Here is a 24,720-nt window from a genome sequence, read left to right as displayed (position 1 = left end):
CTCACTTCTCAGTACTCCTGGGGCTCGCAGGGATGGATCGGGGCCTAGACCGTGGCCGCGGCGGCCGCGCGGGCGGCGGCCGGAAGGGCGGCGGCGATCCGCTCGATCGCCCGCTCGTCGTGGGACGCCGAGACGAACCAGGACTCGAAGGCGGACGGCGGCAGGTAGACGCCCTCGGCGAGCATCGCGTGGAAGAAGGCGGTGAAACGGTACGCCTCCTGGGTCTTGGCCTCGTCGTAGTTGGTGACGGCGGCCTCGGTGAAGAACACCGAGAACATGTTCCCGGCGGTCTGCAGCCGGTGCGCCACGCCCTCCTTGGTGAGCGCCTGCGACACCAGGCCGGAGATCTCGGCGGCGACCTTGTCCACGGTCGCGTACACCTCGTCGGTGCAGCCGCGCAGCTGGGCCAGGCCGGCCGCGGTGGCGATCGGGTTACCGGACAGGGTGCCCGCCTGGTAGACCGGGCCGGCCGGTGCCAGGTGGGCCATCACGTCGGCGCGCCCGCCGAAGGCCGCGGCCGGGAAGCCGCCGCCCATGACCTTGCCGAAGGTCAGCAGGTCCGGCGCCCAGCCCTCGTTCGCCGCCTCCAGGCCGTACCAGCCGGCCTTGGAGACGCGGAAGCCGGTCATCACCTCGTCCGAGACGAACAGCGCGCCGTTCGTCCGGCAGAGCCGGGCCAGGCCCGCGTTGAAGCCGGGCAGCGGCGGGACGACGCCCATGTTGCCGGGCGAGGCCTCGGTGATCACGCAGGCGATCTCGCCCGGGTGGGCGGCGAAGGCCTGCTCGACGGCGGCCAGGTCGTTGTAGGGCAGCACGATGGTGTCGCCGGCCTGGGCGCCGGTGACGCCCGGGGTGTCCGGCAGGCCGAAGGTGGCCACGCCCGAACCGGCGGCGGCCAGCAGGGCGTCCACGTGGCCGTGGTAGCAGCCGGCGAACTTCACCACCTTCGCGCGCCCGGTGAAGCCGCGGGCCAGCCGGATCGCGGACATGGTGGCCTCGGTGCCGGAGGAGACCAGGCGGACCTGCTCGACCGGGGCGACCCGGCCGACGATCTCCTCGGCCAGCTCGACCTCGCCCTGGCCGGGCGTGCCGAAGGAGGTGCCGCGGGTGACCGCCTGCTGGACGGCGTCGATCACCGCGGGGTGCGCGTGACCGAGGATCATCGGGCCCCACGAGCACACCAGGTCGACGTACTCGCGGCCGTCGGCGTCGGTGAGGTAGGGGCCGGTGCCGGACACCATGAAGCGCGGCGTGCCGCCGACCGCGCGGAAGGCGCGCACCGGGGAGTTGACGCCGCCGGGCGTCACGACGGAGGCGCGGTCGAACAGCGACTGGGACTGGGGGGCTTCGTAGGGGTAGCTCACGGGAGACATGGTCTCAAATCGTGTCCTTGAGCTCTGCATGTCGGACCCGATCATCTGGAACGATGATCCGGGCACCGTTGTCTGTACGGTTGTCCGTACAGACGGGGCCGCTGACTGCTCCGGAGCACGGACCAGTCAGACTATGCACTCAGAGTGCGCAAGTGTTCCGGTTGTGTGCAGGGGTGTGGAGAGGACTGCCGCGTACCGCGAGTGGGTACGGCGGCGCATGACGGGTAAGGAGCACGTCCGGAGGGACGCCGGACGTGCGGGGGTCTGTCGATTCCGGCGAATTCCGGTGAGGATGGTCCGAGTGTCCGAGGCGCAGGACGGCTACGACGAGGCTGCGGGGGGCTCCCGCAGGCCCGCCGAAACCGCACGCGGGGGTAAGGGAGCGGGCACGGGTCGTGGCCGCCGCGGCGGCGAGAGGCGGGGTGAGGGACGCGTGGGGGTGACGTACAAGTACTTCGGCGCACCGGACCGCGCCACCGCCGCCAGAGTCCCCACCGCCCTCGGGCCCGGCGGGCTCGGCCTGGACGCCGGCGAACTCGGCTCGCTCGGGCGGCTCGGCGACCTGATGGAGACCAGCGGCTCCCCCAACGGCCACCTCTCCACCAAGATCAAGCCGGAGACCATGAGCGCCATGGTCCTCACCGGCATCCAGGGCGTCCCGCTGCACCAGGTCCCGCCGCTGGAACTCGTCGTGCTGCACCCCGACTACGCCGTCGTCCAACTCCCGCAGAACGTCGTCGAACCGCTCCGCAAGGCCGACGAGACCGAGCTCGGCGCCGCCGCCTTCATCTGGTCCACCGTCCCCGACCGGCGCGGACCGCGCGACGCCTTCGTGATCTACAGCATGCTGCACGAGTGGCAGGACTTCGCCAACCGCCTGCACGAGGCCGGGCACCAGCTGTACTGCCTGGTCTGGCCGTAGGACTTCCCGGAATCCTTCGCCCCGCCCGCCGAACGGCGGCCAGGGCGAGCGGATGTGACCTCGCGTCAGTTCGTCCGGGCGCGGCGCGCCCGCCGTACCGCCCGTTCGCTCTCCACCGGCTCCGCCAGCGGCCCGTCCACCAGGCGCGTCAGCGCCGACACGAACACGTCCCGCTCCGGGCCGGGCAGCGACTCCAACACCTCCCGGTGCACCCGGTCGGCGATCGCGGTGCCCCGCTCGACGACGCGCTCGCCCGCCTCGGTGACGGAGATGATCCTGGCCCGGCGGTCGGTCGCGGACGGGCGGCGCTCGGCCAGGCCCGCCTTCTCCAGCTCGTCCACGGTGACCACCATGGTGGTCTTGTCCAGGTCCGACAGCTCGGCCAGCTGGATCTGGGTGCGCTCGGTCTCCTGCGCGTGGAACAGCACGGAGTACGCGCGGGGGGTGATCCCGAGCTCGGTGAAGGCGGCCGCCATCCGGGTCGCCAGCACGTGGCTCGCGTGGTCCAGCAGGCCGGAGATGTCACGGATCTGGCGCACGGGCGGGGTCGTCGTCATACGTCCGAGATTAGCAACGGCCCGTCCGCTGCCGGATGATCCCGTTGGCAACCAACCCCGGGTCTTACGGGATGCCCAACTCGAACAGCGCATACCCCGCGTACCAGCCCGCCGCCAGCACCGGCATCGCGAGCAGGCCGACCAGCGAGGACGTCCGCACCCGGCGCAGCGCCACCGCCAGACCGATGAACAGCGGGAAGGCCGGCAGCAGGTAGCGCGAGATGTTGCCGAAGATCTGGTTGCTGCTCAGCGCGGTGGCGATGGTGAGCACCGTGTAGACCACCAGCACCAGCGGCGGCCGGGTGCGCCACAGCAGCACCAGCAGTCCGGGCAGGGCCATCAGCAGGGCGATCGCGATCAGGTCCGGGGTGGGGTTGGACTGCCAGAAGTTCCAGTGCCCGGTGATCACGTCCATGATCGTGCGGACCGTGGAGGCGCCGCCGTCGAAGTAGCGGTTCCAGGCGCCCCGCTGGAGCTTGAAGTAGCCGCCCCAGTCGCCCATCCGGTAGCCGACCCAGACGACGTACCCGATCAGGCCCCACGGGGTGATCAGCATCGCGGTCAGCGGCCGGGCCACCCCGTCGGTGCGCCGGATCAGCGCCACCAGCGCGGCGATCGACACCGCGGCGATCAGCGCGGCGGCGGTCGGCCGGTTGAGGCCCGCCACCAGCGCCAGCACGCCGGCCGCCAGCCAGTGGCGGGTCATCACGCAGTAGCAGGCCCAGGCGGACAGCGCGACGAACAGCGAGTCCGAGTAGACCGCCCACTCCACCCCCGAACCCGGGAACAGGCCCCAGATCACCGCGGCGATCACGCCCGCCCGGAAGCCGCCGAGCCGCTCCGCGATCGCGAAGATCCCCGCCGCCGCGACGAGCGAGGCGATCACCGAGACGGCGATCCCGGAGCCGTACGGGCCGAGCCCGGTGACCGCGCCGACCAGCCGCATCAGCCACGGGTAGAGCGGGAAGAAGGCGGCCGAGTTCTCGTAGTAGGAAGCCAGCGGCCAGCCGTGCATCGGGAGCAGCTGCGGGTCGTAGCCGTTCTCGGCGATCCGCTGGTACCAGACGCCGTCCCAGGTGCCCAGCACGTCCCACGGCTGGGCGCCGCCACCGCGGCCCGGGTTCTTCTTGAGGTAGTCCCCGGTGTGCGACAGCAGCAGCATGAAGACCGTGAGGCCGATGGCCTTGACCACCGCGTACGCCCCGAGCGCGGGCGCGAAGCGCTCCACCAGGGCGCCGAACCGCCCGGGCCGCCGGCCCGCCCGCTCCTCGGAGCGCTCTGCGGGCCGCTCCGCCGCCGGCGCCGCGGGCGCGCCGGGCTCGGTGCTGGACGACTCGGTGCTCGATGCCGTGCTCATCTGCTCTGGGTACTCCCCGCCACGCTGGTGGTCCGCGCGGCTACGGCGCAGCGATTTCAGGTGAGCCTACGGCACGTCCCCAGCTGCCCCGCGAACGCCCGCCCGCCCCGAAAACCCCGTGGCGCCGCCCCCACGCGATCGGTGGGGGCGGCGCCGCGGAGGGCCGGGGATCAGCCGTGGAGGTAGACGATGCCGAGTTTGGTGAGCTGCCAGAGCTGACCGGCGGCGCCGGTGTCGGTGGCGAGTTCGACGGCGGGGTTGCCCTTGGCGTCGAGGGTGGCGCCGGGGGCGATCACCTTGGTCGGGTCCTGGGAGTCGGCGATCTTGTAGCGGCCGCCGCCGGCCGGCTTGAGGACCCAGTGCTGGTTGCCGCCGCCGTTGCAGCGCCACTGCTGGATGCGGGTGCCGGCGGCGGTGGAGGCGGCGTTGGCGTCCAGGCACATGTCCCGGTTGCCGCTGAAGTCGAGCTCGTAGCTGCCACCGGCCTTGGCCTCCAGGACGAAGGACTGGTTGAGCCCGCCGGTGGCCGGATAGGTGATGGCGGCCCGGCCGTTGGTGGAGTCGCCGTAGGTGCCGCCGCCGGTGAGGTCGAGCGCGTTGCCGCTGGCCGCGTTGGTGAGCTGGTACCAGGAGCCGTCCTCGGGGACGTCCGCGAACGGCTGCCCGGGGGTGAGCGGCTGGATGGAGGTGGTGTTCTGCTGGTTGAGCGTGCAGTAGGCCTGCGCCAGTTCGGGCTTGGCGAAGAACTGGCCGAGGCAGACGCCCTCGCCGCGGTAGCCGGCCACCCTCAGGTGGTACGACTGGCGGACCATGTTCATGCACAGCCCGGGGATGCCGATCTGCGAGTCGCAGCCGTTGCGGACCCACTCGGAGAGGTTGATGACGTCCCCGTTGCTGTACTCGTACGGGGAACTGGTCCACTCCGCGCAGACCTCGTGGCCGAAGGCGACCCGCCGCTGGTCGAGGTAGCGCACGCCGGGCACCTGCTCGGCGGCGCCGCGCAGCGCGTCGCTGAAGGTCGGCACCACCCAGTTGTGGCCCCAGGCCAGGTCCTCGGGGAAGGCCGGGCAGCCGTCGGCGACCTTGCCGAGGTAGTCGTTGCGCCGGATGTCCGGGGTGATCGGATTGAAGTACGACTGGTAGACCAGCTGGTAGGAGGAGTCGGCGTAGCCCGCCTTCCGCATGGTCTGCCGGATGTTCTGGAGCGCGGCGACGACCTTGGGCTGGACCCGCTTGGCGCGCTGGACGATCTCGTCGCTGCCGATGGTGTCGCGGCAGCCCTGGTCCTTGGGGATCGGGAAGTACTGCGCGAGGCAGTGCATCATGATCCCGCTGAAGTCGAAGTCGTCGTTGGCGCCGATCGTGACGACGACCATCTTCACGTCGTACCTGCCCGCCGCGTCGGCGAGTTTGACGTCCTGTTTGGGCTCGCCGAAGTCGCCGCTGCCGGAGCCGGTGACCTTGGCGAGTTCGGGGTCGCTGACCAGGTCGCCGGTCTGGGCGCCGGAGCAGGCGAGGTCGATCGGGGTGACCCCGGGGATGTCGGTGACGAAGATCTCCGACTTGGGGTGCCGGTGGCAGTAGTTGGTGGGGCTGTCGGTCTCCGGGAAGTAGCCGTCGTTGGTGTCGGTGCCGGCGCCCTCCCCGGAGATGGCGCTGTCGCCCAGGGCGACGATGGCGGCCGGGCGGGTGGCACCGGCCGCGGGAGCCGGGTCGGCGAGGGCGGCGGGGGCGCCGGCCAGGCCGAGGGCGGCGACGAGGGCGCCGGTGGCGAGCAGTGCGCCGTACGGGGAGCGGCGCGCCACCGTCCGGGGCCGCCGCGCCGCTGTCAGTCGGGACCTGATCACACGCGACTCCTTGCGGGGGGTGGGGGGCCGCCCGGCCGGGCGCCGAGCGGCGCGGAGCAAGAAAGGTGAGCAGGTCTCATATTCTAGGTACTGACAAGTAACGCAACAAGGCTTGTGACACCACCGGAACCTGACGCCCCGACATGCGTCCGAACATGCACCCGGACATGCGGAGAGCCGCCGCCCCGCGCCCCAGGAGGGAAGCGCGGAACGGCGGCTCGTACCGGCCGAACCGGGAGCAGGATCAGCCCACGTTGGCGCAGTGGTTGCCGAACGCCGGGTTCAGCAGACCGATGATGTCGATGGTGTTGCCGCACAGGTTGACCGGAACGTGAACCGGAACCTGAACCTGGTTGCCCGAGATGACACCGGGGGAACCCGCGGCGACACCCTCGGCGCCGGAGCTGGCCATCGCGGTGCCGGCGCCGGCGGCCACGATGCCCACCACGGCCGCGCCGACGGCGGCGGTCTTCTTGATGCTCATACGAGCCTCCTGACTGTTCATACAGAGATGCACGGGGAGTGCGACATCAAGAACGACACCCACCCGGGCCGGTTGCGACAGTGGACGCACTGTCACCCATCCGGCCCAACGGGGACGGCGACCGGCATTCGGGTGATCAGCGGACCGGACCGTTTCCCCTCGCGCGGTGCCTCGTTCTCTCTGGCGGAACACGATCCACCCGGCCCCCTCCACACGAATCGAGTACCTCCCATGCGCAAGCTCGCCCACGGTGTCGTCGGCACCGCGGCCGGCGCCGCCCTGCTCGCCGCCGGCGCCGGCGTCGCGTCCGCCCACCACCTGCACGGCGCGTCCGCCGAGGGTGTCGCGGCCGGCTCGGCCGGCGTGGTCTCGGGCAACTCGGTGGAGGTGCCCGTGCACATTCCGCTCAACGTGTGCGGCAACTCGATCGACGTGGTGGGCCTCCTGAACCCGGCGTTCGGCAACAACTGCCTCAGCGCCTGACCGGGAATTCCCCTGGTCGCACCTCCGCCCGAACCGCTCCCGGCCGTGCGGGAATTGTTCGCGAGGTGCTGGAAGAACGCGGCGGCCGCGTCGACGCCCGAGCCATGGGCGAAACACGCCGGTGTGCGCCGCCGGAGTGACAATCACGGCAATCCCCAGAAGCCAGCGGGTGAGTATTCGTGCTCGCCCGGCTCCCGACATTTCCCATCCGTCGGGCAGAAAACGGAGGAAAGAGATGCGCAACTTCAAGAAGGCCGCCGTCCTGTCCCTGGCCGCCACCGGTCTGGTCCTCGGTGCCGCCGGCGGTGCGTTCGCCAGCTCCGGCGCCGAGGGCGTGGCCGCCGGCTCCCCCGGTGTGCTCTCCGGCAACCAGCTCCAGATCCCGGTGCACATCCCGGTCAACCTGTGCGGCAACTCCATCAACATCATCGGCCTGCTCAACCCGGCGTTCGGCAACACCTGCGTCAACGCCGGCTGAACCGGCCGTCGCCGCACCGGCGACAGCTGATTCACCGAGTGCCGCGCCCCGCGACGCCGGGGCGCGGCACGCTCCACCCGTGTGTGATCGAGGAGATCAACCCCCATGCAGAACGTGAAGAAGGCCGCCGTCCTGTCCGCCGCCGCTGCCGGCCTGGTGCTCGGCGCGGCCGGGTCCGCCGCCGCCAGCTCCGGCGCCGAGGGCGTGGCCGCCGGCTCCCCCGGTGTCGTCTCCGGCAACCAGGTCCAGATCCCGGTGCACATCCCGGTCAACCTGTGCGGCAACTCCATCAACGTCGTCGGCCTGCTGAACCCGGCCTTCGGCAACAGCTGCGCCAACGTGGAGCTCCCCCCGCCGCCCGCGGACGACTGCTGATCCCCGATCGGCACCCGTTCCGGCCGTACTGCCCCCCGACCAGCCGGCCGGGGGGCAGTTCGGCATCCCCGGGCGGCCGGTGGCCGTCCGGCCCCCGATCCACCGAAGGGTGATCCGCATGGTTTCGAAGAAGAGCGGGGCCTGCCTGGTCGTCGCCGTCGGCGCCACGATGCTGCTCGGCGCGGGCTCGGCGCAGGCCGCCACCACGACCGGTTCGGCCCCCGCCTCGGGCCCGGCCAAGCTGGCGAAGACCGACGTCGGTCAGGCGCTGAACGGGACGACCTCCGGCCTCGGCTACGGGCTCGCGCCGGTCAAGGACCTGCGCCTGGACCCGTGGGCGAACTCCTCCGCCGACGTGCTCAACAACGGCGCGACCGTCAAGCCCGACCAGGGCCTGGCCCCGGTCGGCACCGGCGGGCTGACCGGCCCGCTGAGCGCCGGCGGCGGTATCCGGGACCTCCCGCTGGTCGGCGGGCTGACCGGCGTGCTGCCGGGCTGAGCCGCCCGGCGCAGGCGGGAGCCCGGCACCCCGGTCGCGTCCGGGGTGCCGGGCTCCACCGTGCCCGGAGCCGCTCGGCTCAGAGCTGGGTCAGGTCGGTCAGGCCGGTCTGCTGCACCACGCCGGTGGTGGTCGCGGTGGTGGTCGCGGCCAGGTCGCCCACCTTGTCGGTGACCGAGATCGGGTGGTCGTCGTCGCCGAGGCTGGCGGTGGCCCCGGGGACGGCCTGCACCGTGCCGGTGACCAGCCGCGGGTCCACCTCGTCCACCTTGAGCCGGCCGTCGGCCAGTTGGCCGGTGCCGTCCTGGACGAGGGCGAGCGGCTTGCCGACGGCGAGGCCGGGAACGTCGGCGTGCAGCGGCGAGGCCGGGGCCTCCAGCAGCACCTGGCCGAGGTCGGCACCCCGGTCGACCAGCGGGAGCGGCAGCTGGGCCTTGGCGCTCGGGCCGACCTTCCCGGTCTGCAGTTCGGGGACCAGCCGGTCCGGGATGAGCTCGGTGCTGGTGGTGCGGCCGGGCGCCGGCGGCAGGAGCAGCGAGGTCGGGATGCCGGCCGTGACGCGGCTGCCGAGCGGGGTGAGCGGCACGTCCGCCGGGACCTGCTGGGTGGCCAGCTTGTCCTCCAGGGCACCGACCTGGTCGGGGCTGACCGGGGCGGCACTGGCCGCTCCCTGGGAGGCGAGCATGCCCGCACCGACCGCCAACAGCATCGCGCCGGCCCGCTTGGAGAACTTCATGCTTTTCACCGTTCTGCCTGTCCGTACTGGAGATCCCTGAAGGGAGGGGCTGCGGGGCGCAGCCGGAAAGCAATCTGCCTCAACGAGTGACCGTGAGTGCGGATTGCGGCGGTTAACCGGTTCGGCGTAATAATCCGACCGGAAACCACTCTTCGACGCGCCTCCCGGACTCTTTTCAAAAATCCCCGTAACCTTCCGTGCCGTCATTCTTTGATCTGGACGTCAGTGACTGCAGACCGGGTCTGAGCGTTCTACGCGTTGTACGCACGGAAACCAAGAGCATTTCAGAGAGGGATCTCCCCATGATCCAGAAGTCCTTCGCCGCCGCCGGCCTGGCCGTCGCCGCGCTGGCCGCCGCCGCCGCGCCCGCCTCGGCGATCGGTGACGCGGACGGCGCCGCTGCCTCCATCGAGGGCAACGGCGGCACCAACTTCACCGGCACGGTCGGGAACAACAGCCCGAACTTCCACTTCCTGGACAACGCGAACGTCTGCCTCCCCGAGATCCACAACATCGCGGTGGGCGTGCTCGGCGTGGCCGTCCCGGTCGAGGTCCCGATCGCCAACAGCGGTGGCAAGCAGTACTGCACCCAGGGCCAGGGCACCCAGAGCCACGGCGACGCGGGCGTGTCCCACCTGATCGGCTGACCGTTCCCCCAGCTGCACTCCCCCTGAACCACCCTTCGAATCGCTCCCCGATTCACCCCTCGAGAGGAAAACCGGAAATGATCAAGAAGTCCCTCGCCGCCGCCGGCCTGGCCGCCGCCGCCATCGCGATGTCCGCCGGCTCGGCCTCCGCCATCGTCGACGCGGACGGCGCCGCCACCTCCGTCCAGGGCAACGGTGGCACCAACCAGACCGGCACCCACGGCAACGGCAGCCCGAACTTCCACACCCTGGACAACGCGAACATCTGCCTGCCGGAGGTCCACAACATCGCCGTCGCCGTGATCGGCGTCGCGGTTCCGGTCGAGGTGCCCGTCCTGAACAGCACCCCGAAGCAGATCTGCAACGTCGGCCAGAACACCCAGTCCTCGGGCGACGCGGGCGTTTCGCACCTGATCGGCTGATCAAGGGGCACGGCACGGACGGAGGGCCCGGGGAGGTACGTCTCCCCGGGCCCTCCGGGCGCTACGGGCGCTGGGCGCCACGGGCGAGGTGTCCGGCCGGCCGCCGCCGAACAGGCGCGGACCGGCCGGGTGAGCGGGCGTTCGGGCCAGCGCGTGGGGCGCCGACCCGAACGGCCGGATGTGATCACGTGTCAGAGGCAGCGCCCGCCGGGGCGCTCCGAAAGAGAGGGCATTTCCATGAAGAGCAAGCTGGCCAAGGCCGCGCTGACCGCCACCGCCGCGCTGGCGCTCGCGGGTGCCGCCACCCCGGCGTTCGCGCACGTCGGTTTCGCGGGCGGCGGCGAGTTCGTCGCCTCGGGCGACCACCCGTTCGCGGCCGGTGCGGGCTTCGGCGTCGGCCACACCAGCGACGTCGTCGCCGGCGGCTTCGGCGGCGGCGCCGCCACCTCCACCGACCTGATCGGCGGCGGCGAGGGCTTCGCGCACATCAACGGCTGGAAGTAGAACCCGGAAGGCCGGGTCGCCCCCACGGGGAGCGGCCCGGCCTTCTCGTTGCCCTGGTTCTGCCTTGCGGCACCGGCTACTTGAGCATCGCGGCGGCCTCGACCGCCCAGTAGGTGAGGATCTGCTCGGCGCCGGCCCGGCGGATCGAGGTGAGCGTCTCCATGATCATCCGCTCTCGGTCGATCCAGCCGTTCGCCGCGGCCGCCTCGACCATCGCGTACTCGCCGGACACCTGGTACGCGGCGACCGGCACCGGGGAGGCGTCGGCGACCTGGCGCAGGATGTCCAGGTAGGCCATGGCCGGCTTGACCATCACCAGGTCGGCGCCCTCGGTGAGGTCCTGCTCCAGCTCGCGCAGCGCCTCGCGGGCGTTGGCCGGGTCCTGCTGGTAGCTCTTGCGGTCGCCCTTGAGTGAGGAGCCGACCGCCTCGCGGAACGGCCCGAAGAACGCCGAGGCGTACTTGGCGGTGTAGGCGAGGATGCCCACGTCCTGGTGCCCGGCCTCGTCCAACGCCCGCCGGATCACGCCGATCTGGCCGTCCATCATGCCGGACGGGCCGACCAGGTGGACGCCCGCGTCCGCCTGCACCCGGGCCATCTCGGCGTAGCGCTCCAGGGTGGCGTCGTTGTCCACGCTGCCGTCGGCGGCCAGCACGCCGCAGTGGCCGTGGTCGGTGTACTCGTCCAGGCAGAGGTCGGACATGACCACCAGGGCGTCGCCGACCTCGGCGACCACGTCGCGGATCGCCTGCTGGAGGATGCCGTCCGGGTTGGTGCCCTCGCTGCCGGTGGCGTCCTGCACGGCCGGCACGCCGAACAGCATCAGGCCGCCCAGGCCCGCCTCGGCCGCCTCCACCGCGGCCTTGCGCAGGGTGTCCCGGGTGTGCTGGACCACGCCCGGCATGGAGCTGACCGGGACGGGCTCGCTGACGCCCTCGCGGACGAACAGCGGCAGGATCAGCTCCGCCGGGTGCAGCCGGGTCTCGGCGACCAGGCGGCGCATCGCCGGGCTCTGGCGCAGCCGGCGCGGGCGTACGTACGGGAATTCAGCGGACACGGCTTCTCTCTCCGAACGGTTGTGCAGTGCCGGGGGCGACGGATCGCCGCCCCCGGTCCCGAGGGTGTCAGCGGGCCTTGCGGCGCGAACCCGGACGGCGCTCGCTGGGCCGGTAGACCGGCTCGCCGGCGGCCGTCGCGGTGTCGCGGCGCTTGGCCCCGAAGTCTGCCAGCGCCTGGGCCAGCGCGGCCGCCGACGGCGCCGGGGCCATCACGTCGACCCGCAGGCCGTGCTCCTCAGCGGTCTTGGCGGTGGCCGGGCCGATGCAGGCGATGACCGTGACGTTGTGCGGCTTGCCCGCGATGCCGACCAGGTTCCGCACGGTCGAGGACGAGGTGAAGAGCACCGCGTCGAAGCCGCCGCCCTTGATCGCCTCGCGGGTCTCGGCCGGCGGCGGCGAGGCGCGCACCGTCCGGTACGCCGTCACGTCGTCGACCTCCCAGCCCAGCTCGACCAGGCCGGCCACCAGGGTCTCGGTGGCGATGTCGGCGCGCGGCAGCAGCACCCGGTCGATCGGGTCGAACACCGGGTCGTACGGCGGCCAGTCCTCCAGCAGGCCGGCCGCGGACTGCTCGCCGGAGGGCACCAGGTCCGGCTTCACGCCGAAGTCCACCAGGGCCTGCGCGGTGGTCTCGCCGACCGCCGCGACCTTGATCCCGGCGAACGCGCGGGCGTCCAGGCCGTACTCCTCGAACTTCTCCCGGACCGCCCGGACCGCGTTCACCGAGGTGAAGGCGATCCACTCGTAGCGGCCGGTGACCAGGCCCTTGATGGCCCGCTCCATCTGCTGCGGGGTGCGCGGCGGCTCGACCGCGATGGTCGGCACCTCCTGCGGCACCGCGCCGTACGAGCGCAGCTGCTCGGACAGGCCGGTGGCCTGCTCCTTGGTGCGCGGCACGAGCACGTTCCAGCCGAACAGCGGCTTGGTCTCGAACCACGAGTGCGAGGACCGGTGGGCGACCTGCTCGCCCACCACGGCTATCACCGAGGTCGCCGGGTCCACCGGGGCGGAGACCGGCGAGGGCAGCACCCGGGCGGCCTTCAGGTCGGCGGCGATGCCGGACAGGGTGGAGGTGAAGGTCCGCTGGCGGGTGGTGGTGCCGGAGAGCGTGGCGCTCAGCGCCGACTCCGGCTTGCGGCCGTTGGCGACCAGGGCGCCGGCGGTGGCCGGCAGCTGGCCCAGGGTGGTCCGGACCACCAGGGTGGTCTCCGGCGCGCCCAGGTCCACCGGGCTGCCGGCCAGCAGCGCGGTGCCGTCCACGAAGCGCACGTCGGTGCCGGCCGCGCCGCGCAGCGGGACGCCCGCGTAGGCCGGGACGCCGACCGACTGGGCGACGCCCGGGATCACCTCGAAGGGGATGCCGTCGCCGGCGCAGCTGAGCATCTCCTCGGCGGCGCAGCCGTCCAGGCCCGGGTCGCCGTCGACGGTGCGGACCACGTGCTTGCCGGCCCGCACGGCCTCGGCGACGAGCCGGGCCAGGTTGAAGTCCGCGCCCTCGGCGGCCGGGGTGTGCACCTGCACGCCGGCCGGGCAGTGGGTGCGCACGGCCACCGCGGTCAGCGGGTCGGCGACCAGGATGTCGGCCGAGGACAGCACCTCGACCGCGCGCAGGGTCAGCAGCCCCGGGTCCCCGGGGCCCGCGCCCAGGAAGGTGCACCGTCCGGTGGCGGACTGGCCGCCCGGGAACGGGGTTTCGGTGGCGGCGGTGGGGCTCATCGGGCTCGCTCCCCCATCAGGGTGGCCGCGCCCGCGTCGAGCAGCCGGGCGGCCAGCGCGCGGCCGAGGGCCGTCGCGTGCTGCTCGGCGGTCTCGTCGAGGACGATCGGACCGTTGGCGGACATCTTCAGCAGGGCGGCGCCGTCGGGGTCGCCGACCACGCCCTCCAGCCGCAGTTCGTTCGGCCGGACCCAGGTGGCCAGCGCGGCCACCGGAGCCGAGCAGCCGGCCTCCAGGGTGGCCAGCAGGGCCCGCTCGGCGACCACGGCGACCCTCGTGGGGGTGTGGTCCAGGGCGGCGAGCGCGGCGGTCAGGTCGGTGTCGGCGCCGGCACACTCGATCGCGAGCGCGCCCTGGCCTGGGGCCGGGACCATCAGCTCCGGGTCGAGGTGCTGGGAGATCTCGGCGCTGCGGCCGAGCCGGTTGAGGCCGGCCGTGGCGAGCACCACCGCGTCCAGCTCGCCGCTGGTCACGAAGCCGATCCGGGTGTCCACGTTGCCGCGGATCGCGACGGTCTCCAGCGCGGCGCCGCGGGCGGTGGCCCAGGCGTTCAGCTGGGCCATCCGGCGCGGCGAGCCGGTGCCGATCCGGGCCGGGCGGCCGGCGCCGGCCAGCTTCTCCACCAGCTCGTCCAGGGTCAGGCCCTCGGCGGCGACCAGGGCGTCCCGGGCGTCCTCGCGCTCGGGGACGGCGGCCAGCGCCAGGCCCTCGGGGGCGGCGGTGGGCAGGTCCTTGAGCGAGTGCACGGCGAAGTCGATCCGGCCCTCCAGCAGCGCGTCCCGCAGGGCGGAGACGAACACGCCGGTGCCGCCGATCTGCGCCAGCGCCTCCCGGGAGGTGTCGCCGTAGGTGGTGATCTCGACCAGCTCGACGGGGCGCCCGGTGACCCGGGTGACCTCGCGGGCCACCATGCCCGACTGGGCCATGGCGAGCGCGCTGCGCCGGGTGCCGAGCCGCAGGGTCGCGGTGGCGGCCGGAGTCTGCTCCGTGATCGGTTGACCATTCATGAGGTGATCGTCCCGGTGGTACTCGTGGGATGGCTGACGGTTCATCTGGCGCCCCCGCCCGAGGGCTGGGGGCCGCCGACGGGTGTGCCCGACACGGCGTGCACGGCCGCCGGGTCGAGGTCGAACAGCTCGCGCAGCGCGTCCGCGTAGGAGGCGCCGCCGGGCTCGGCGGCCAGCTGCTTCACCCGGACGGTCGGGGCGTGCAGCAGCTTGTCGACGACGCGGCGGACGGTCTGGGTGATCTCCGCGCGGGAGCGCTCGTCCAGGTCGGGCAGCCGGGAGTCCAGCCGGCCCAGCTCGGCGGAGACCACGCCGGAGGCCATCGCCCGCAGCGCGACCACGGTCGGCGCGATCCGGGCGGCCCGCTGGGCGGCGCCGAAGGCGGCCACCTCGTCGGCGACGATCCGGCCGACCTGGTCCACGTCACCGGCGCCGGGGGTGGCGGCGTGCGCGTGGGAGAGGCTCTCCAGGTCCACCAGCAGGGCGCCGGGCAGCTCGTGCACGGCGTGGTCGACGTCGCGCGGCATGGCCAGGTCGAGCAGGGCGAGCGGCTGGTCGGCGGTGCGGGCGGCGACCGCGGCGGCCACGTCCCCGGCCTTGACCACCACACCGGCCGCGCCGGTGCAGGAGATCACCAGGTCGACGTCGGCCAGCGCCTCCGGCACCTTGGCCAGGTCCAGGGTGCGGGCCACGCCGGAGCCGAGGATCTCGACCAGCCGCTCGGCGCGGGCCGGCGTCCGGTTGGCGATCAGCACGTCGGTGACGCCGGAGCGGACCAGGGTGGCGGCGGCCAGCGAGCTCATCGAGCCCGCGCCGACCACCAGCGCCCGCTTGCCGGCGATCTCGCCCGCGCCGGCCGCGACCTGCTCCAGGCCGAAGGTCACCAGCGACTGGCCGGCCTTGTCGATGCCGGTCTCGCTGTGCGCCCGCTTGCCGACCCGCAGCGCCTGCTGGAACAGCTCGTTCAGGCCGCGCCCGGCGGTGTGCTCCTCCTGCGCGGTGGCCAGCGCGTCACGCAGCTGGCCGAGGATCTGGCCCTCGCCGACCACCATCGAGTCCAGGCCGCAGGCCACCGAGAACAGGTGGTGGACGGCGCGGTCCTCGTAGTGGACGTAGAGGTGGGAGGTCAGCTCCTCCAGGTCCACCCCGCTGTGGTGGGCGAGCAGCAGCGACAGCTCGGCGACGCCGGCGTGGAACTTGTCCACGTCCGCGTACAGCTCGATCCGGTTGCAGGTGTTGAGCAGCGCGGCCTCGGCGACGGTCGCGGTGGCGGCCGCGTCGTGCAGCAGCCGGGTCGGCACCTCACCGGTCAGCGCGGCGCGCTCCAGCACGCCGACCGGCGCCGTGCGATGGCTCAGTCCAACGACGAGAAGACTCACGCCCGCCCCCAGGTCCCACGGTTGTCCGTACTCGTGCCGCCCCGCACCGCTCGCCGGGCGCTTCGCACGACCTGCGTCCTGCGGCTGACTCGCTCGCTCATGCGGGCATCACCGCGGGGAGATCGCCCTCCCCGCCCTTGCCGGACTGGCCCTGCTCGGCCTGGTCCTTGGCCGCGGTCTCGGCGGTGCCGCGGCCCTTGCCGCTGCCGCCCGCCGCGCGGCGCAGCTTGGCGGCCGCCGCCCGGACCGGGCCCGGGGCGCGGTCCAGCACCGACTCGGCGCGGTCCGGCTCCTCGCCGGCCTTGCGCTGCTCGTGGAAGGCCAGGATCTGCAGCTCGATGGAGAGGTCGACCTTGCGCACGTCCACGCCGTCCGGGACGGTCAGCACGGTCGGGGCGAAGTTGAGGATGCTGGTGACGCCGGCCTCCACCAGCCGGTCGCAGACCTGCTGGGCGGCGCCGGGCGGGGTGGTGATCACACCGATCGAGACGTGCTGGCTCTCGACGATCGACTCCAGCTCGTCCATGTGCCGCACCGGCAGGCCGGCCGCGCTGCCGCCGACCACGTTCGGGTCGGCGTCCAGCAGGGCGGCCACCCGGAAACCGCGGGAGGCGAAGCCGCCGTAGTTGGCGAGGGCGTGGCCGAGGTTCCCGATGCCGACGATCACGACCGGCCAGTCCTGGGTCAGGCCCAGCTCGCGGGAGATCTGGTAGACGAGGTACTCGACGTCGTAGCCGACGCCGCGGGTGCCGTAGGAGCCCAGGTAGGAGAAGTCCTTGCGCAGCTTCGCCGAGTTCACGCCGGCGGCGGCGGCCAGCTCCTCGGAGGAGACCGTCGGCACCGAACGCTCGGAGAGCGCGGTGAGCGCGCGCAGGTAGAGGGGGAGGCGGGCGACGGTCGCCTCCGGGATGCCCCGGGCACGCGAGGGTCGGCGCGCGGCGCCCTGGTCGGGCGTCTGCGAACTGCTCTGTGGTGATCGGCCGATTGCCACGGTGCTCCTGTGGGTGAAGCTGGGCTTTGGCGTCCAGGCTATGCGTTTGTGAACGTGTGCACAAAGATGGTGTCCGTTTTGTCCCCGCACAGTGATGCGCATCACGCCGTGGAGCCCATAGCACCGCGCCCTGTCAGGAGGACGGCCGGGGCGGGCACCCCGGGCAGCCACGGGCCGTACGGCGCCTCCCGGCGCACCAGCGGGACGGGCGTGCCGGACGGGCGGGAGCGGGCCCGGCCCAGCCGCGGCCAGGGCACCCGGGCCGCCTCGCGCAGCGGGCCCGCCCAGTCGTCCGGCGGGCAGGACGGGACGCCGACGCAGTGCCGCAGCAGCTCGGCGGTCACCCGGGCGTCGCCCAGCGCGGTGTGCGCCGGGTACCAGCCCAGGCCCGCCGCCTCCACGCAGGCCGCCAGGCCGTGGCCGCGGGCCTGCGGCAGGTGAGCGCGGGCCAGCCGCATCGTGCACAACAGCGGCACGGGCGGCAGCGCGACCCCGATCCGGGCGAACTCGCGATCCAGGAATCCGTGGTCGCAGCTGACGTGGTGACCCACCAGCACCCGGCCGGCCAGCAGCTCCAGCAGCCGCGGGGCGATCTCCCGGAAGCGCGGGGCGCCCTCGACGTCCGCCTGGTGTATCCGGTGCACGTGGGTCGGGCCGACCGGGCCCAGCGGATCGAGCAGGGTGGCGAACTCCGTCTCCGGGCGCAGCCGCTCGTCCAGCAGGACCACCGCGATCTCGACCACCCGGTGCCGCCACGGGCTGCGGCCGGTCGCCTCCACGTCCACCACGGCGAAGCCCCGGGCGCCCGGCGGGGCTTCGGGCGTCCCAGGGGTCGGGCCGGGAAGCATGGCGGCACTCCTCGCGTGCTCAGCCCCCCTCGGGCGCAAACGCGTTCGATCGTAAGCCGACCAACCGGCCCCGGCCCAAGCCGGACCGGGGTGTCTTCGACAACGATTCGGCGAACCGCCCCCGCCGAGTGGCGGGGCGGCAAGCGCGGCGCGCGGGAGCGGTCAGCCGCCGAGGGCGGCGCGCAGGCGGCGCTCGTCGACCCGCCAGAAGTCGTGCTGGCGGCCGTCGATCAGGGTCACCGGGATCTGCTCCCAGTAGCGCCGGTACAACTCCTCGTCCTGGGTGATGTCCTTCTCCTCGAAGGTCGCGCCCAGCTCGCCCGTCACCCGGACGATCACCTCCCGGGCGTCGTCGCACAGGTGGCACCCGGGCTTGCCGACCAGGGTCACGGTGCGGTCGGCCGGCGCGGGCTTCGGGCTCTTGTCACGTCGCAGCAGTGGGCTCACCCGGCCATTGTCCGCCCGCCCGGCGACCGCCCCGGCGGGGCCCGGGACCGCCCGGTGTTCACCGCGCGGGCACGCCGCCGTCACGGCCGCCGCGCGCCCGGCTGGATATGCTCGATGACATGGCCGTGCTCCGAAGGCTCACCCAGGCGAAGCGTTCCACCACCGAGCGGAGCGCCCTGGCGGGCGAGGCTGCCGCCGAGGCGGCGGCAGCCGCGCTGCAGGCCGAGCCGGAGCCGGCCACCGCCCCCACCCCCATGGAGAGCGCCGCGCCCGCCGAGCGCACCGACAGCGCCGCGCCCGCCGCGGGCAGGCCCGGCAAGGCGCCCAAGGCCCCGTCCGAGAACCACACCCCCGAGCCGGGCGACCCGCGCGCCGCCGCGTTCTTCGACTGCGACAACACCATCCTGCGCGGGGCCGCGATCTTCTACCTCGGGGTCGGCCTCTACCGGCGCGGCTTCCTCACCCGCCGCGACATCGCCCGGTTCGCCTGGCAGCAGGCCTGGTTCCGGCTGAACGGCGCCGAGGATCCGGAGCACATCTCGGACGCCCAGCACACCGCGCTCGGCCTGGTCGCCGGGAAGCGCACCGCCGACCTGGAGGCGATCTGCGAGGAGGTCTTCGAGCAGGTCGTGGCCGACAAGATCTGGCCCGGCACCCGCGCCCTGGTCCAGATGCACCTGGACGCCGGCCAGCGGGTCTGGCTGGTCACCGCCGCCCCGCTGGAGGTGGCCCGGGTGATCGCCCGCCGGCTCGGCATGACCGGCGCCCTGGGCACCGTCGCCGAGGCCGACGGCGGCCGGTACACCGGCCGGCTGGTCGGCGAGCTGCTGCACGGCCCGGCCAAGGCGGCCGCGGTGCACGCGCTGGCCCGGCACGAGCGGCTGGACCTCGACCGCTGCGCCGCGTACAGCGACTCGGCCAACGACATCCCGATGCTCTCGCTGGTCGGCCACCCGTACGTGGTGAACCCGGACGGCGCGCTGCGCCGCCACGCCCGGGCCCAGGGCTGGCGGGTGCGGGACTTCCGGACCGGCCGGAAGGCGGCCCGGGTGGGGCTGCCGGCCGCGGCCGCGCTCGGGGTGCTCGCGGGTGCGGCGGCCGCCGGGGTGGCCCTGAACCGCCGCCGCCGCTGCGCCTGACGGGCTCCCGCCGCCCCGGTCACGCCTCCTCCGGTCGCGCCCCCTCCGGCGGGCCCGCCCGCAGCCTCCGCACGGCCTCCGCACGGCCTCCCTGCGGTCTCCCCGCGCGGGTGACCGACCGTCAACCAGGCCTCTGACCTGGCCCCTCGTACGGGCGAACTCCCTTTTCCGGTACGGCTTTCCGGTCCAATGAACGAACCTGTCAGCCGGTGACCGGTTCTGATCGTTCGCCAGACCGGGAAAGTCGGGGGTTGCCGAGCCTCAAGACTGGGAAACCACCGGTCCGACCGCCGAATTGGTCACCCTGGGCGCCCGAACGGTCACGTTGGGCCGGATGAACGATGACAGGTCCGGTCAGTGTCAGCCGAATATGCGCGATAAATGGATCCCAAACGACCACTTCGACCACACGGTGTAGCTGTCATTGCACAAAGCGTTATTCTCTCCTGGATGCACGTCACCCACGCGCCCCGCTCGAACGGGCGGCGCGGGAGTGCTCTCCGCGCAGGCGGAGGTGATCCGTCCACAGTTCTGCCTCTGGGAGTCCCGTGTACCCACCCGTCCGGAACGACGCGCCTGCACCCTCCCGCCCGTCGTCCGCGCCCCTGCGCCCCCGCACCGGCCTCCGCGGCCGCCCCGTCGCCGACCGGCAGATCTCCACCGGCCTGGACCTGCTGCGCAACCTGCTCCGCAGCCAGCTCGCCGCCTCGCCCCAACTCGTGCCCGCCGGGGCCCCGTTCGGCCACCCGCACGGCTCCGGCCTGGCGCTGCGCACCACCGCCGCCGGCTCCACCGGCACCGGCTCGCGCGGCCGCACCGGCAGCACCGGCGTCGGCCGCGGCCGCGCCCGGACCGCGCCGAGCCCCGGCTACGAGACCGAGCACAACCCGATCATGGAGCTGGTCGAGCGGGCCCAGGCCGGCGAGAGCGAGGCCTTCGGGCGGCTCTACGACCACTACGCGGACACCGTCTACCGCTACATCTACTACCGGGTCGGCAGCCGGGCCACCGCCGAGGACCTCACCAGCGAGACGTTCCTGCGCGCGCTGCGCCGGATCGGCACCTTCACCTGGCAGGGCCGGGACTTCGGCGCCTGGCTGGTGACCATCGCCCGCAACCTGGTCGCCGACCACTTCAAGTCCAGCCGCTTCCGGCTGGAGGTGACGACCGGCGAGATGCTCGACTCCAACGAGTGCGAGCGCAGCCCGGAGGAGTCGGTGCTGGAGTCGCTCTCCAACGCCGCCCTGCTGGACGCGGTGCACCGGCTCAACCCGCAGCAGCAGGAGTGCGTGACGCTCCGCTTCCTCCAGGGGCTCTCGGTGGCCGAGACCGCGCGGATCATGGGCAAGAACGAGGGTGCCATCAAGACCCTCCAGTACCGCGCCGTCCGCACCCTGGCCCGGCTGCTGCCGCCGGACGCCCGGTGAGGCCGCGGTGACCGGAAGCGGCATAGCCGGCGGGCGGCCGGACGGGTCGTCACCATCCGCACCCGACCGACACGTCCGGGTGAACGGTCGATCCGATGATCAGCCGTGCGTAACCCACCGCCCGCACCACTCGTTGGCCAGCGTGCAAGTCCCCACCAGGCGTACGGTCAAGCCGAATTGCGACCTGTCACCCGATGGAGTGGCTTTGGCCCGCCGAGGCAACCGTCCGGCAGGCCGGGGTGTCGACAACGACGAAGGGAGGTGTGGCCCGTGACGGCAAACGTGCTGGAGCACCGACGGGCGAAGGCCTTCGCCGAAGCGCTGGAGGCCCACCGGGCGGAGCAGCGCGGCGCAGCGGACGCCGAATCGGCCAACACCGCTGCCACCGGCGCCGGTTCGGTCGCGATGGCCCAACTGGTCGGCCTGACCGACGCACTGGGCGCGATGCCCGGACCGGCGCTGGACCCGGAGGTACGGACCGTCCAACGCGCCCAGCTGATGGCCGCGTTCGAGCAGGCCTTCGCCGGCGGACCGGGCGCCACAGTGCCCCGCCAACGCCGGCACCGGGCCATCCGGATGGCGCCACGCGGCCGCTGGAGCCGCCGGTTCGCGATCGGCGGGCTGGTCGCCGGACTGGCCGTCGGCAGCCTCGCCGGCGCCGCCGCCGCCAGCTCCAACGCCCTCCCCGGGGACACGCTCTACGGTATGAAGCGCGGCCTCGAAGGGCTCAGGCTCGACCTGGCGGACACCGACTCCGAGCGCGGCGAACTGCTGCTCGACAACGCCGCCACCAGGCTCGGCGAGGCCAAGACCCTGGTCGGCCACCCCGGCCCGGCCACCGGGCTCAGCCCGGGCACCGTCGAACGGGTCCGCCGCGCGCTGGACGACATGCACGCCGACGCCATCAAGGGCCGCGAGCTGCTCCGCTCGGTCTACCGCAGCAACGGCTCGCTCGGCCCGATGCGCGCCCTGGCCGGCTTCGCCCAGGGCGAGGACGGCCGCTGGACCGAACTGGCGGGCCACCTGCCCGTCCAGCTCACCCAGCAGGCCCACCTGGTCGACCAGCTCTTCGACGACATAAGCGAGGACGTCGCGCCCCTGCGCCTGGCCCAGCCCACCGCCAAGAGCGGTGGCCCGGCCGGCACCGGAGCGGGCGGCGACACGGCCGGCCCGGCCACCGGCGGCGCCCCCGCCGACACCCCGGCGAACGGCTCCGGCACCGCGCCCGGCGACGGCCCGGCCCAGGGCGGCGCCACCGGCGCGACCAGCGGCGGCAACAACCGCCCCGGCGGCACCGAGCGGGCCCCCGCCAGTACCGGCGCCAGCACGCCCGGCGGCACCGGCGCCAAGGGCGGCGGACTGCCCAGCGCCCTGCCCAGCAGCGCGCCGGACGCCGTCAACGGGCTCGTCGGGGACCTCACCAGCGGGCTCACCGGCGGCAAGACCTCGCCGAGCGCCGCCCCGGCCCCGCCGCAGGTACCGCAGCCGCCCTCCGGCACACCCAGCGCCCCGGCCGCCGGCCAGCCGCAGGGCGTCGAGGTGCCCCCGCTGATCCCGGGCCTGCTGCCCGGGCTGCGGCTCCTCGGCTGACCGACAGTTGGCCGACAGCTGCTCGACGGTTGCCCGACAACCGACCGGACGGCGCAGGGCCCCGGCGGTCCCTGGAGTTCCAGGGACCGCCGGGGCCCTCGGCCGTGCCTCGCAGGTCCACCGTGCCCCGGGGGCCACGGGAAAGACCCAAGGGTCACGGGAAACCTAGAAGAACACCGACCGCCGCTGCACCAGCAGCTTGTAGAGCGTGTGCTGGATCGTCTCGCGCACCTCGTCGGCCAGGTCGAAGACCAGCATCGGATCGTCCGCCGCCTCCGCCGGGTACCCGTCGGTGGCGATCGGCTCCCCGAACCGGATGGTCCACTTGGTCGGCAGCGGCAGCACGCCCAGCGGCCCCAGCCACGGGAAGGTCGGCGTGATCGGCACGTACGGCAGGCCCAGCAGCCGGGCCAGCGTCTTCACGTTGCCGATCATCGGGTAGGTCTCCTCGGCGCCGACGATCGAGCACGGCACGATCGGCACCTTGGCGCGCAGCGCCGAGGAGACGAAGCCGCCGCGCCCGAAGCGCTGGAGCTTGTACCGCTCGGCGAACGGCTTGCCGATGCCCTTGAAGCCCTCCGGCCAGACCCCGACCACCTCGCCGCGCTCCAGCAGCGCCTGGGCGTCCTCGTTGCAGGCCAGCGTGTGGCCGGCCTTGCGGGCCAGCTCGTTGACGCCCGGCAGCACGAACACCAGGTCGGCGGCGAGCATCCGCAGGTGCCGGCGGTGCGGGTGGTGGTCGTGGATGGCGACCTGGGTCATCAGGGCGTCCAGCGGGATCGTCCCGGAGTGGTTGGCGACGATCAGCGCGCCGCCCTCGGCCGGGATGTTCTCGACGCCCTGGACCTCGATCCGGAAGTACTTCTCGGCCAACGGGCGCAGCAGGGCGAGCAGCACCTCCTCGGTGAGCTCCCGGTCGAAGCCGAACTCGTCCACCTCGTAGTCGCCGGTGATCCGGCGGCGCAGGAAGGCCAGCCCGTCCGCGGCCCGGCCCTCCCAGCCCTTGCCGAACAGCCGGGTGGCCGCCGAACCGAGCTGCCCGGACAGCGCCCCGCCGACGGCGTCGGCGAGCCGGTCGGCGGGCCCGGGGTCGTCGGGCGAGGTCCAGCTGGGGGCGGACTCGATCGGGATGACCCTGGCCTCGCCCGGCGCGTTCTCGGCTGCGGCACTCATCGCGGGTTCAGCTCCTGGGTCGGCGGGGGCGGTCGGTACGGACGGTGGGGACGTCGGCGGCCGGGGCCCGCACCGGGCCGAGCAGGGCGGCCAGCCGGTCGGTGACGGCGGCCAGCCGTTCGGGCGGCAGCAGGCCGGGCCCCTGCGCGGCGGCGAAGTCGGCGAAGGCCTCCGGGGTGGTGAACGCCGGGCGGTAGCCGAGCGTCTCGCGCAGTCGCGCGGTGTCCACCACCCGGCCGTGGGTGAGCAGCCGCAGCTGCTCCGGCGAGACGTCCAGCAGCCGGGTCTGCCGGGCCAGTGCGGCCATCCAGCTGACCGCGGGCAGCAGCAGCGGCACGGTCGGCCGGCCGAGCCGGCGGGCGCACTGGGAGAGCAGCAGGACGCCCTCCCCGGCCACGTTGAAGGTCCCGGTGTTGACGGTGCCCGGCTCGGCCTGGGCGGCGGCCCGGCAGAGCACCGCGACGGCGTCGTCCTCGTGCACGAACTGGAGCCGGGGGTCGTAGCCGAGGACGGTCGGCAGCACGGGCAGCGCGAAGTACTCGCTGAGCGGGGTGTCCGCGCCGGGGCCGACGATGTTGGCGAAGCGCAGGACCGTCACCGCGACGTCCGGGCGGCGCCGGGCGAAGCCGCGGACGTAGCCCTCGACCTCCGCCGCGTCCTTGGCGAAGCCGCCGCCGGGCGGGTTCTTCGGCTGGATGCGCTCGGTGAACACCGCCGGGTCGCGGGGCGCGGAGCCGTAGACGCCGGTGGTCGACTTCACCACCAACCGGCGCACCCCGGGCGCCTTCTGGCAGGCGCCGAGCAGCTGCATGGTGCCGATGACGTTGGACTCCTTCACCGCGGAGCGGTTGGTGGAGCCCAGGCCGGTGGCGCTGACGCTGAGGTGGACCACGGTGTCGACCCGGTGCTCGGCGATCACCCGGGAGACCGCCGGGCGGCGCAGGTCGAGCTGGTGGAAGCGGTACTCGGCGGCCGGTCCGTCCGGTTCCTCGACCGGCAGCCGGGGCGGCTGCACGTCCACGCCGACCACCAGGTCCACGCCCGGACGGCGGCGGACCTCGGCGGCGAAGCGGGCACCGAGATGGCGTGCCACGCCGGTGACGAGCACGACCACGCCCACGGTGTGCACCCCATTCCCTCGACCCGAGCGGCCTGCGTGCACCGTACCGTGCCGCCCCGCCGGGCCGTGAAACGACACCGCCCGCCCAGGCCGAGGCCTGGGCGGGCGGTGGAAGCGCCGGGCGCGCTGAGCGCGGCCGGG

At 73.6% G+C, this 24,720-nt stretch carries 26 protein-coding genes; 11 read left to right on the top strand and 15 right to left on the bottom strand.

From position 1 onward, the window contains the following. Positions 1 to 44: 44 nt before the first annotated feature. A complete protein-coding gene (gene hemL, locus ABT015_RS11180) occupies positions 45 to 1,373 on the bottom strand; it encodes a glutamate-1-semialdehyde 2,1-aminomutase (protein WP_350878454.1) in 1,329 nt (442 codons plus the stop codon). Positions 1,374 to 1,665: 292 nt separating this feature from the next. Here hemL and ABT015_RS11175 point away from each other — a divergent pair, with 292 nt between their 5' ends. After that, positions 1,666 to 2,295 (top strand): hypothetical protein, encoded by a 630-nt coding sequence (locus ABT015_RS11175; RefSeq protein WP_371518320.1) that lies wholly within the window; start codon positions 1,666 to 1,668, stop codon positions 2,293 to 2,295. 65 nt (positions 2,296 to 2,360) lie between these two features. On the opposite strand, the gene ABT015_RS11170 is transcribed toward ABT015_RS11175, so the two are convergent. From ABT015_RS11170 to ABT015_RS11155, 4 genes are all read right to left on the bottom strand, one after another. Beyond that, entirely contained in the window at positions 2,361 to 2,852 is a 492-nt protein-coding gene (locus tag ABT015_RS11170) for a MarR family winged helix-turn-helix transcriptional regulator (protein WP_350878453.1), read from the bottom strand. Positions 2,853 to 2,916: 64 nt separating this feature from the next. After that, positions 2,917 to 4,209 (bottom strand): glycosyltransferase family 39 protein, encoded by a 1,293-nt coding sequence (locus tag ABT015_RS11165; protein WP_350878452.1) that lies wholly within the window; start codon positions 4,207 to 4,209, stop codon positions 2,917 to 2,919. Positions 4,210 to 4,379: 170 nt separating this feature from the next. After that, positions 4,380 to 6,056 (bottom strand): RICIN domain-containing protein, encoded by a 1,677-nt coding sequence (locus tag ABT015_RS11160; protein ID WP_350878451.1) that lies wholly within the window; start codon positions 6,054 to 6,056, stop codon positions 4,380 to 4,382. 244 nt (positions 6,057 to 6,300) lie between these two features. After that, positions 6,301 to 6,540: a chaplin gene (locus ABT015_RS11155; protein ID WP_350878450.1), complete on the bottom strand. Its 240-nt coding sequence runs from the start codon at positions 6,538 to 6,540 to the stop codon at positions 6,301 to 6,303. 231 nt (positions 6,541 to 6,771) lie between these two features. Between ABT015_RS11155 and ABT015_RS11150 the strand changes: the two genes are divergently transcribed. The 4 genes from ABT015_RS11150 to ABT015_RS11135 all read left to right on the top strand — a co-directional run bounded on the left by ABT015_RS11150 (position 6,772) and on the right by ABT015_RS11135 (position 8,375). After that, positions 6,772 to 7,023: a chaplin gene (locus ABT015_RS11150; protein ID WP_350878448.1), complete on the top strand. Its 252-nt coding sequence runs from the start codon at positions 6,772 to 6,774 to the stop codon at positions 7,021 to 7,023. Positions 7,024 to 7,258: 235 nt separating this feature from the next. Next, entirely contained in the window at positions 7,259 to 7,501 is a 243-nt protein-coding gene (locus ABT015_RS11145; protein ID WP_350878447.1) for a chaplin, read from the top strand. A gap of 105 nt (positions 7,502 to 7,606) precedes the next feature. After that, the gene (locus ABT015_RS11140) at positions 7,607 to 7,876 is read left to right on the top strand and encodes a chaplin (RefSeq protein ID WP_350878445.1); all 270 of its coding nucleotides are present in this window, start codon (positions 7,607 to 7,609) and stop codon (positions 7,874 to 7,876) included. A gap of 118 nt (positions 7,877 to 7,994) precedes the next feature. Further along, entirely contained in the window at positions 7,995 to 8,375 is a 381-nt protein-coding gene (locus ABT015_RS11135; RefSeq protein ID WP_350878444.1) for a hypothetical protein, read from the top strand. 79 nt (positions 8,376 to 8,454) lie between these two features. On the opposite strand, the gene ABT015_RS11130 is transcribed toward ABT015_RS11135, so the two are convergent. Then, positions 8,455 to 9,111: a hypothetical protein gene (locus tag ABT015_RS11130; RefSeq protein ID WP_350878443.1), complete on the bottom strand. Its 657-nt coding sequence runs from the start codon at positions 9,109 to 9,111 to the stop codon at positions 8,455 to 8,457. A gap of 302 nt (positions 9,112 to 9,413) precedes the next feature. On the opposite strand from ABT015_RS11130, the gene ABT015_RS11125 reads away from it, so the two are divergent. From ABT015_RS11125 to ABT015_RS11115, 3 genes are all read left to right on the top strand, one after another. Then, a complete protein-coding gene (locus tag ABT015_RS11125; protein ID WP_030232098.1) occupies positions 9,414 to 9,758 on the top strand; it encodes a hypothetical protein in 345 nt (114 codons plus the stop codon). A 77-nt stretch (positions 9,759 to 9,835) separates the two neighbouring features. Next, positions 9,836 to 10,180, top strand: coding sequence for a hypothetical protein (locus ABT015_RS11120; protein WP_063348860.1), 345 nt, complete (start codon positions 9,836 to 9,838; stop codon positions 10,178 to 10,180). A gap of 237 nt (positions 10,181 to 10,417) precedes the next feature. Next, entirely contained in the window at positions 10,418 to 10,684 is a 267-nt protein-coding gene (locus ABT015_RS11115) for a hypothetical protein (RefSeq protein WP_350878442.1), read from the top strand. Positions 10,685 to 10,760: 76 nt separating this feature from the next. Here the strand turns inward: ABT015_RS11115 and hemB are convergent, their stop codons facing one another. From hemB to ABT015_RS11080, 7 genes are all read right to left on the bottom strand, one after another. Continuing rightward, entirely contained in the window at positions 10,761 to 11,741 is a 981-nt protein-coding gene (gene hemB, locus ABT015_RS11110) for a porphobilinogen synthase (protein WP_350878441.1), read from the bottom strand. A gap of 67 nt (positions 11,742 to 11,808) precedes the next feature. Continuing rightward, positions 11,809 to 13,458: a bifunctional uroporphyrinogen-III C-methyltransferase/uroporphyrinogen-III synthase gene (locus ABT015_RS11105; protein WP_350878440.1), complete on the bottom strand. Its 1,650-nt coding sequence runs from the start codon at positions 13,456 to 13,458 to the stop codon at positions 11,809 to 11,811. Next, positions 13,455 to 14,465 (bottom strand): hydroxymethylbilane synthase, encoded by a 1,011-nt coding sequence (hemC, locus tag ABT015_RS11100; protein WP_350878438.1) that lies wholly within the window; start codon positions 14,463 to 14,465, stop codon positions 13,455 to 13,457. The genes ABT015_RS11105 and hemC overlap by 4 nt, the downstream gene beginning before the upstream one ends. A 41-nt stretch (positions 14,466 to 14,506) precedes the next feature. Next, a complete protein-coding gene (locus tag ABT015_RS11095; RefSeq protein ID WP_063348855.1) occupies positions 14,507 to 15,844 on the bottom strand; it encodes a glutamyl-tRNA reductase in 1,338 nt (445 codons plus the stop codon). A gap of 97 nt (positions 15,845 to 15,941) precedes the next feature. Continuing rightward, positions 15,942 to 16,829 carry a redox-sensing transcriptional repressor Rex gene (locus ABT015_RS11090; RefSeq protein ID WP_350878505.1) on the bottom strand — a complete coding sequence of 296 codons (888 nt, stop codon included), beginning with the start codon at positions 16,827 to 16,829 and terminating at the stop codon, positions 15,942 to 15,944. 107 nt (positions 16,830 to 16,936) lie between these two features. Next, entirely contained in the window at positions 16,937 to 17,683 is a 747-nt protein-coding gene (locus tag ABT015_RS11085) for a 3'-5' exonuclease (protein WP_350878437.1), read from the bottom strand. 162 nt (positions 17,684 to 17,845) lie between these two features. Continuing rightward, on the bottom strand, positions 17,846 to 18,130 hold the full coding sequence (locus tag ABT015_RS11080) for a glutaredoxin family protein (protein WP_350878435.1): 285 nt from the start codon (positions 18,128 to 18,130) through the stop codon (positions 17,846 to 17,848). Positions 18,131 to 18,249: 119 nt separating this feature from the next. On the opposite strand from ABT015_RS11080, the gene ABT015_RS11075 reads away from it, so the two are divergent. The 3 genes from ABT015_RS11075 to ABT015_RS11065 all read left to right on the top strand — a co-directional run bounded on the left by ABT015_RS11075 (position 18,250) and on the right by ABT015_RS11065 (position 22,286). Beyond that, on the top strand, positions 18,250 to 19,269 hold the full coding sequence (locus ABT015_RS11075) for an HAD family hydrolase (protein WP_350878434.1): 1,020 nt from the start codon (positions 18,250 to 18,252) through the stop codon (positions 19,267 to 19,269). Positions 19,270 to 19,874: 605 nt separating this feature from the next. Next, positions 19,875 to 20,696: an ECF subfamily RNA polymerase sigma factor, BldN family gene (locus ABT015_RS11070; RefSeq protein ID WP_063351307.1), complete on the top strand. Its 822-nt coding sequence runs from the start codon at positions 19,875 to 19,877 to the stop codon at positions 20,694 to 20,696. A gap of 270 nt (positions 20,697 to 20,966) precedes the next feature. Next, entirely contained in the window at positions 20,967 to 22,286 is a 1,320-nt protein-coding gene (locus ABT015_RS11065) for a DUF5667 domain-containing protein (RefSeq protein ID WP_350878433.1), read from the top strand. Between the two features lie 165 nt (positions 22,287 to 22,451). Here ABT015_RS11065 and ABT015_RS11060 read toward each other — a convergent pair whose 3' ends face one another. Both ABT015_RS11060 and ABT015_RS11055 read right to left on the bottom strand, forming a co-directional pair. Further along, entirely contained in the window at positions 22,452 to 23,459 is a 1,008-nt protein-coding gene (locus ABT015_RS11060; protein ID WP_350878432.1) for a lysophospholipid acyltransferase family protein, read from the bottom strand. 7 nt (positions 23,460 to 23,466) lie between these two features. Next, positions 23,467 to 24,579 carry an NAD-dependent epimerase/dehydratase family protein gene (locus ABT015_RS11055; protein WP_350878503.1) on the bottom strand — a complete coding sequence of 371 codons (1,113 nt, stop codon included), beginning with the start codon at positions 24,577 to 24,579 and terminating at the stop codon, positions 23,467 to 23,469. Positions 24,580 to 24,720: the final 141 nt, after the last annotated feature.

This window comes from Kitasatospora sp. NPDC094016, assembly GCF_040304045.1.
In the GTDB taxonomy this organism is placed as follows: domain Bacteria; phylum Actinomycetota; class Actinomycetes; order Streptomycetales; family Streptomycetaceae; genus Kitasatospora.
This window is presented reverse-complemented; position numbering and strand designations above follow the sequence as displayed.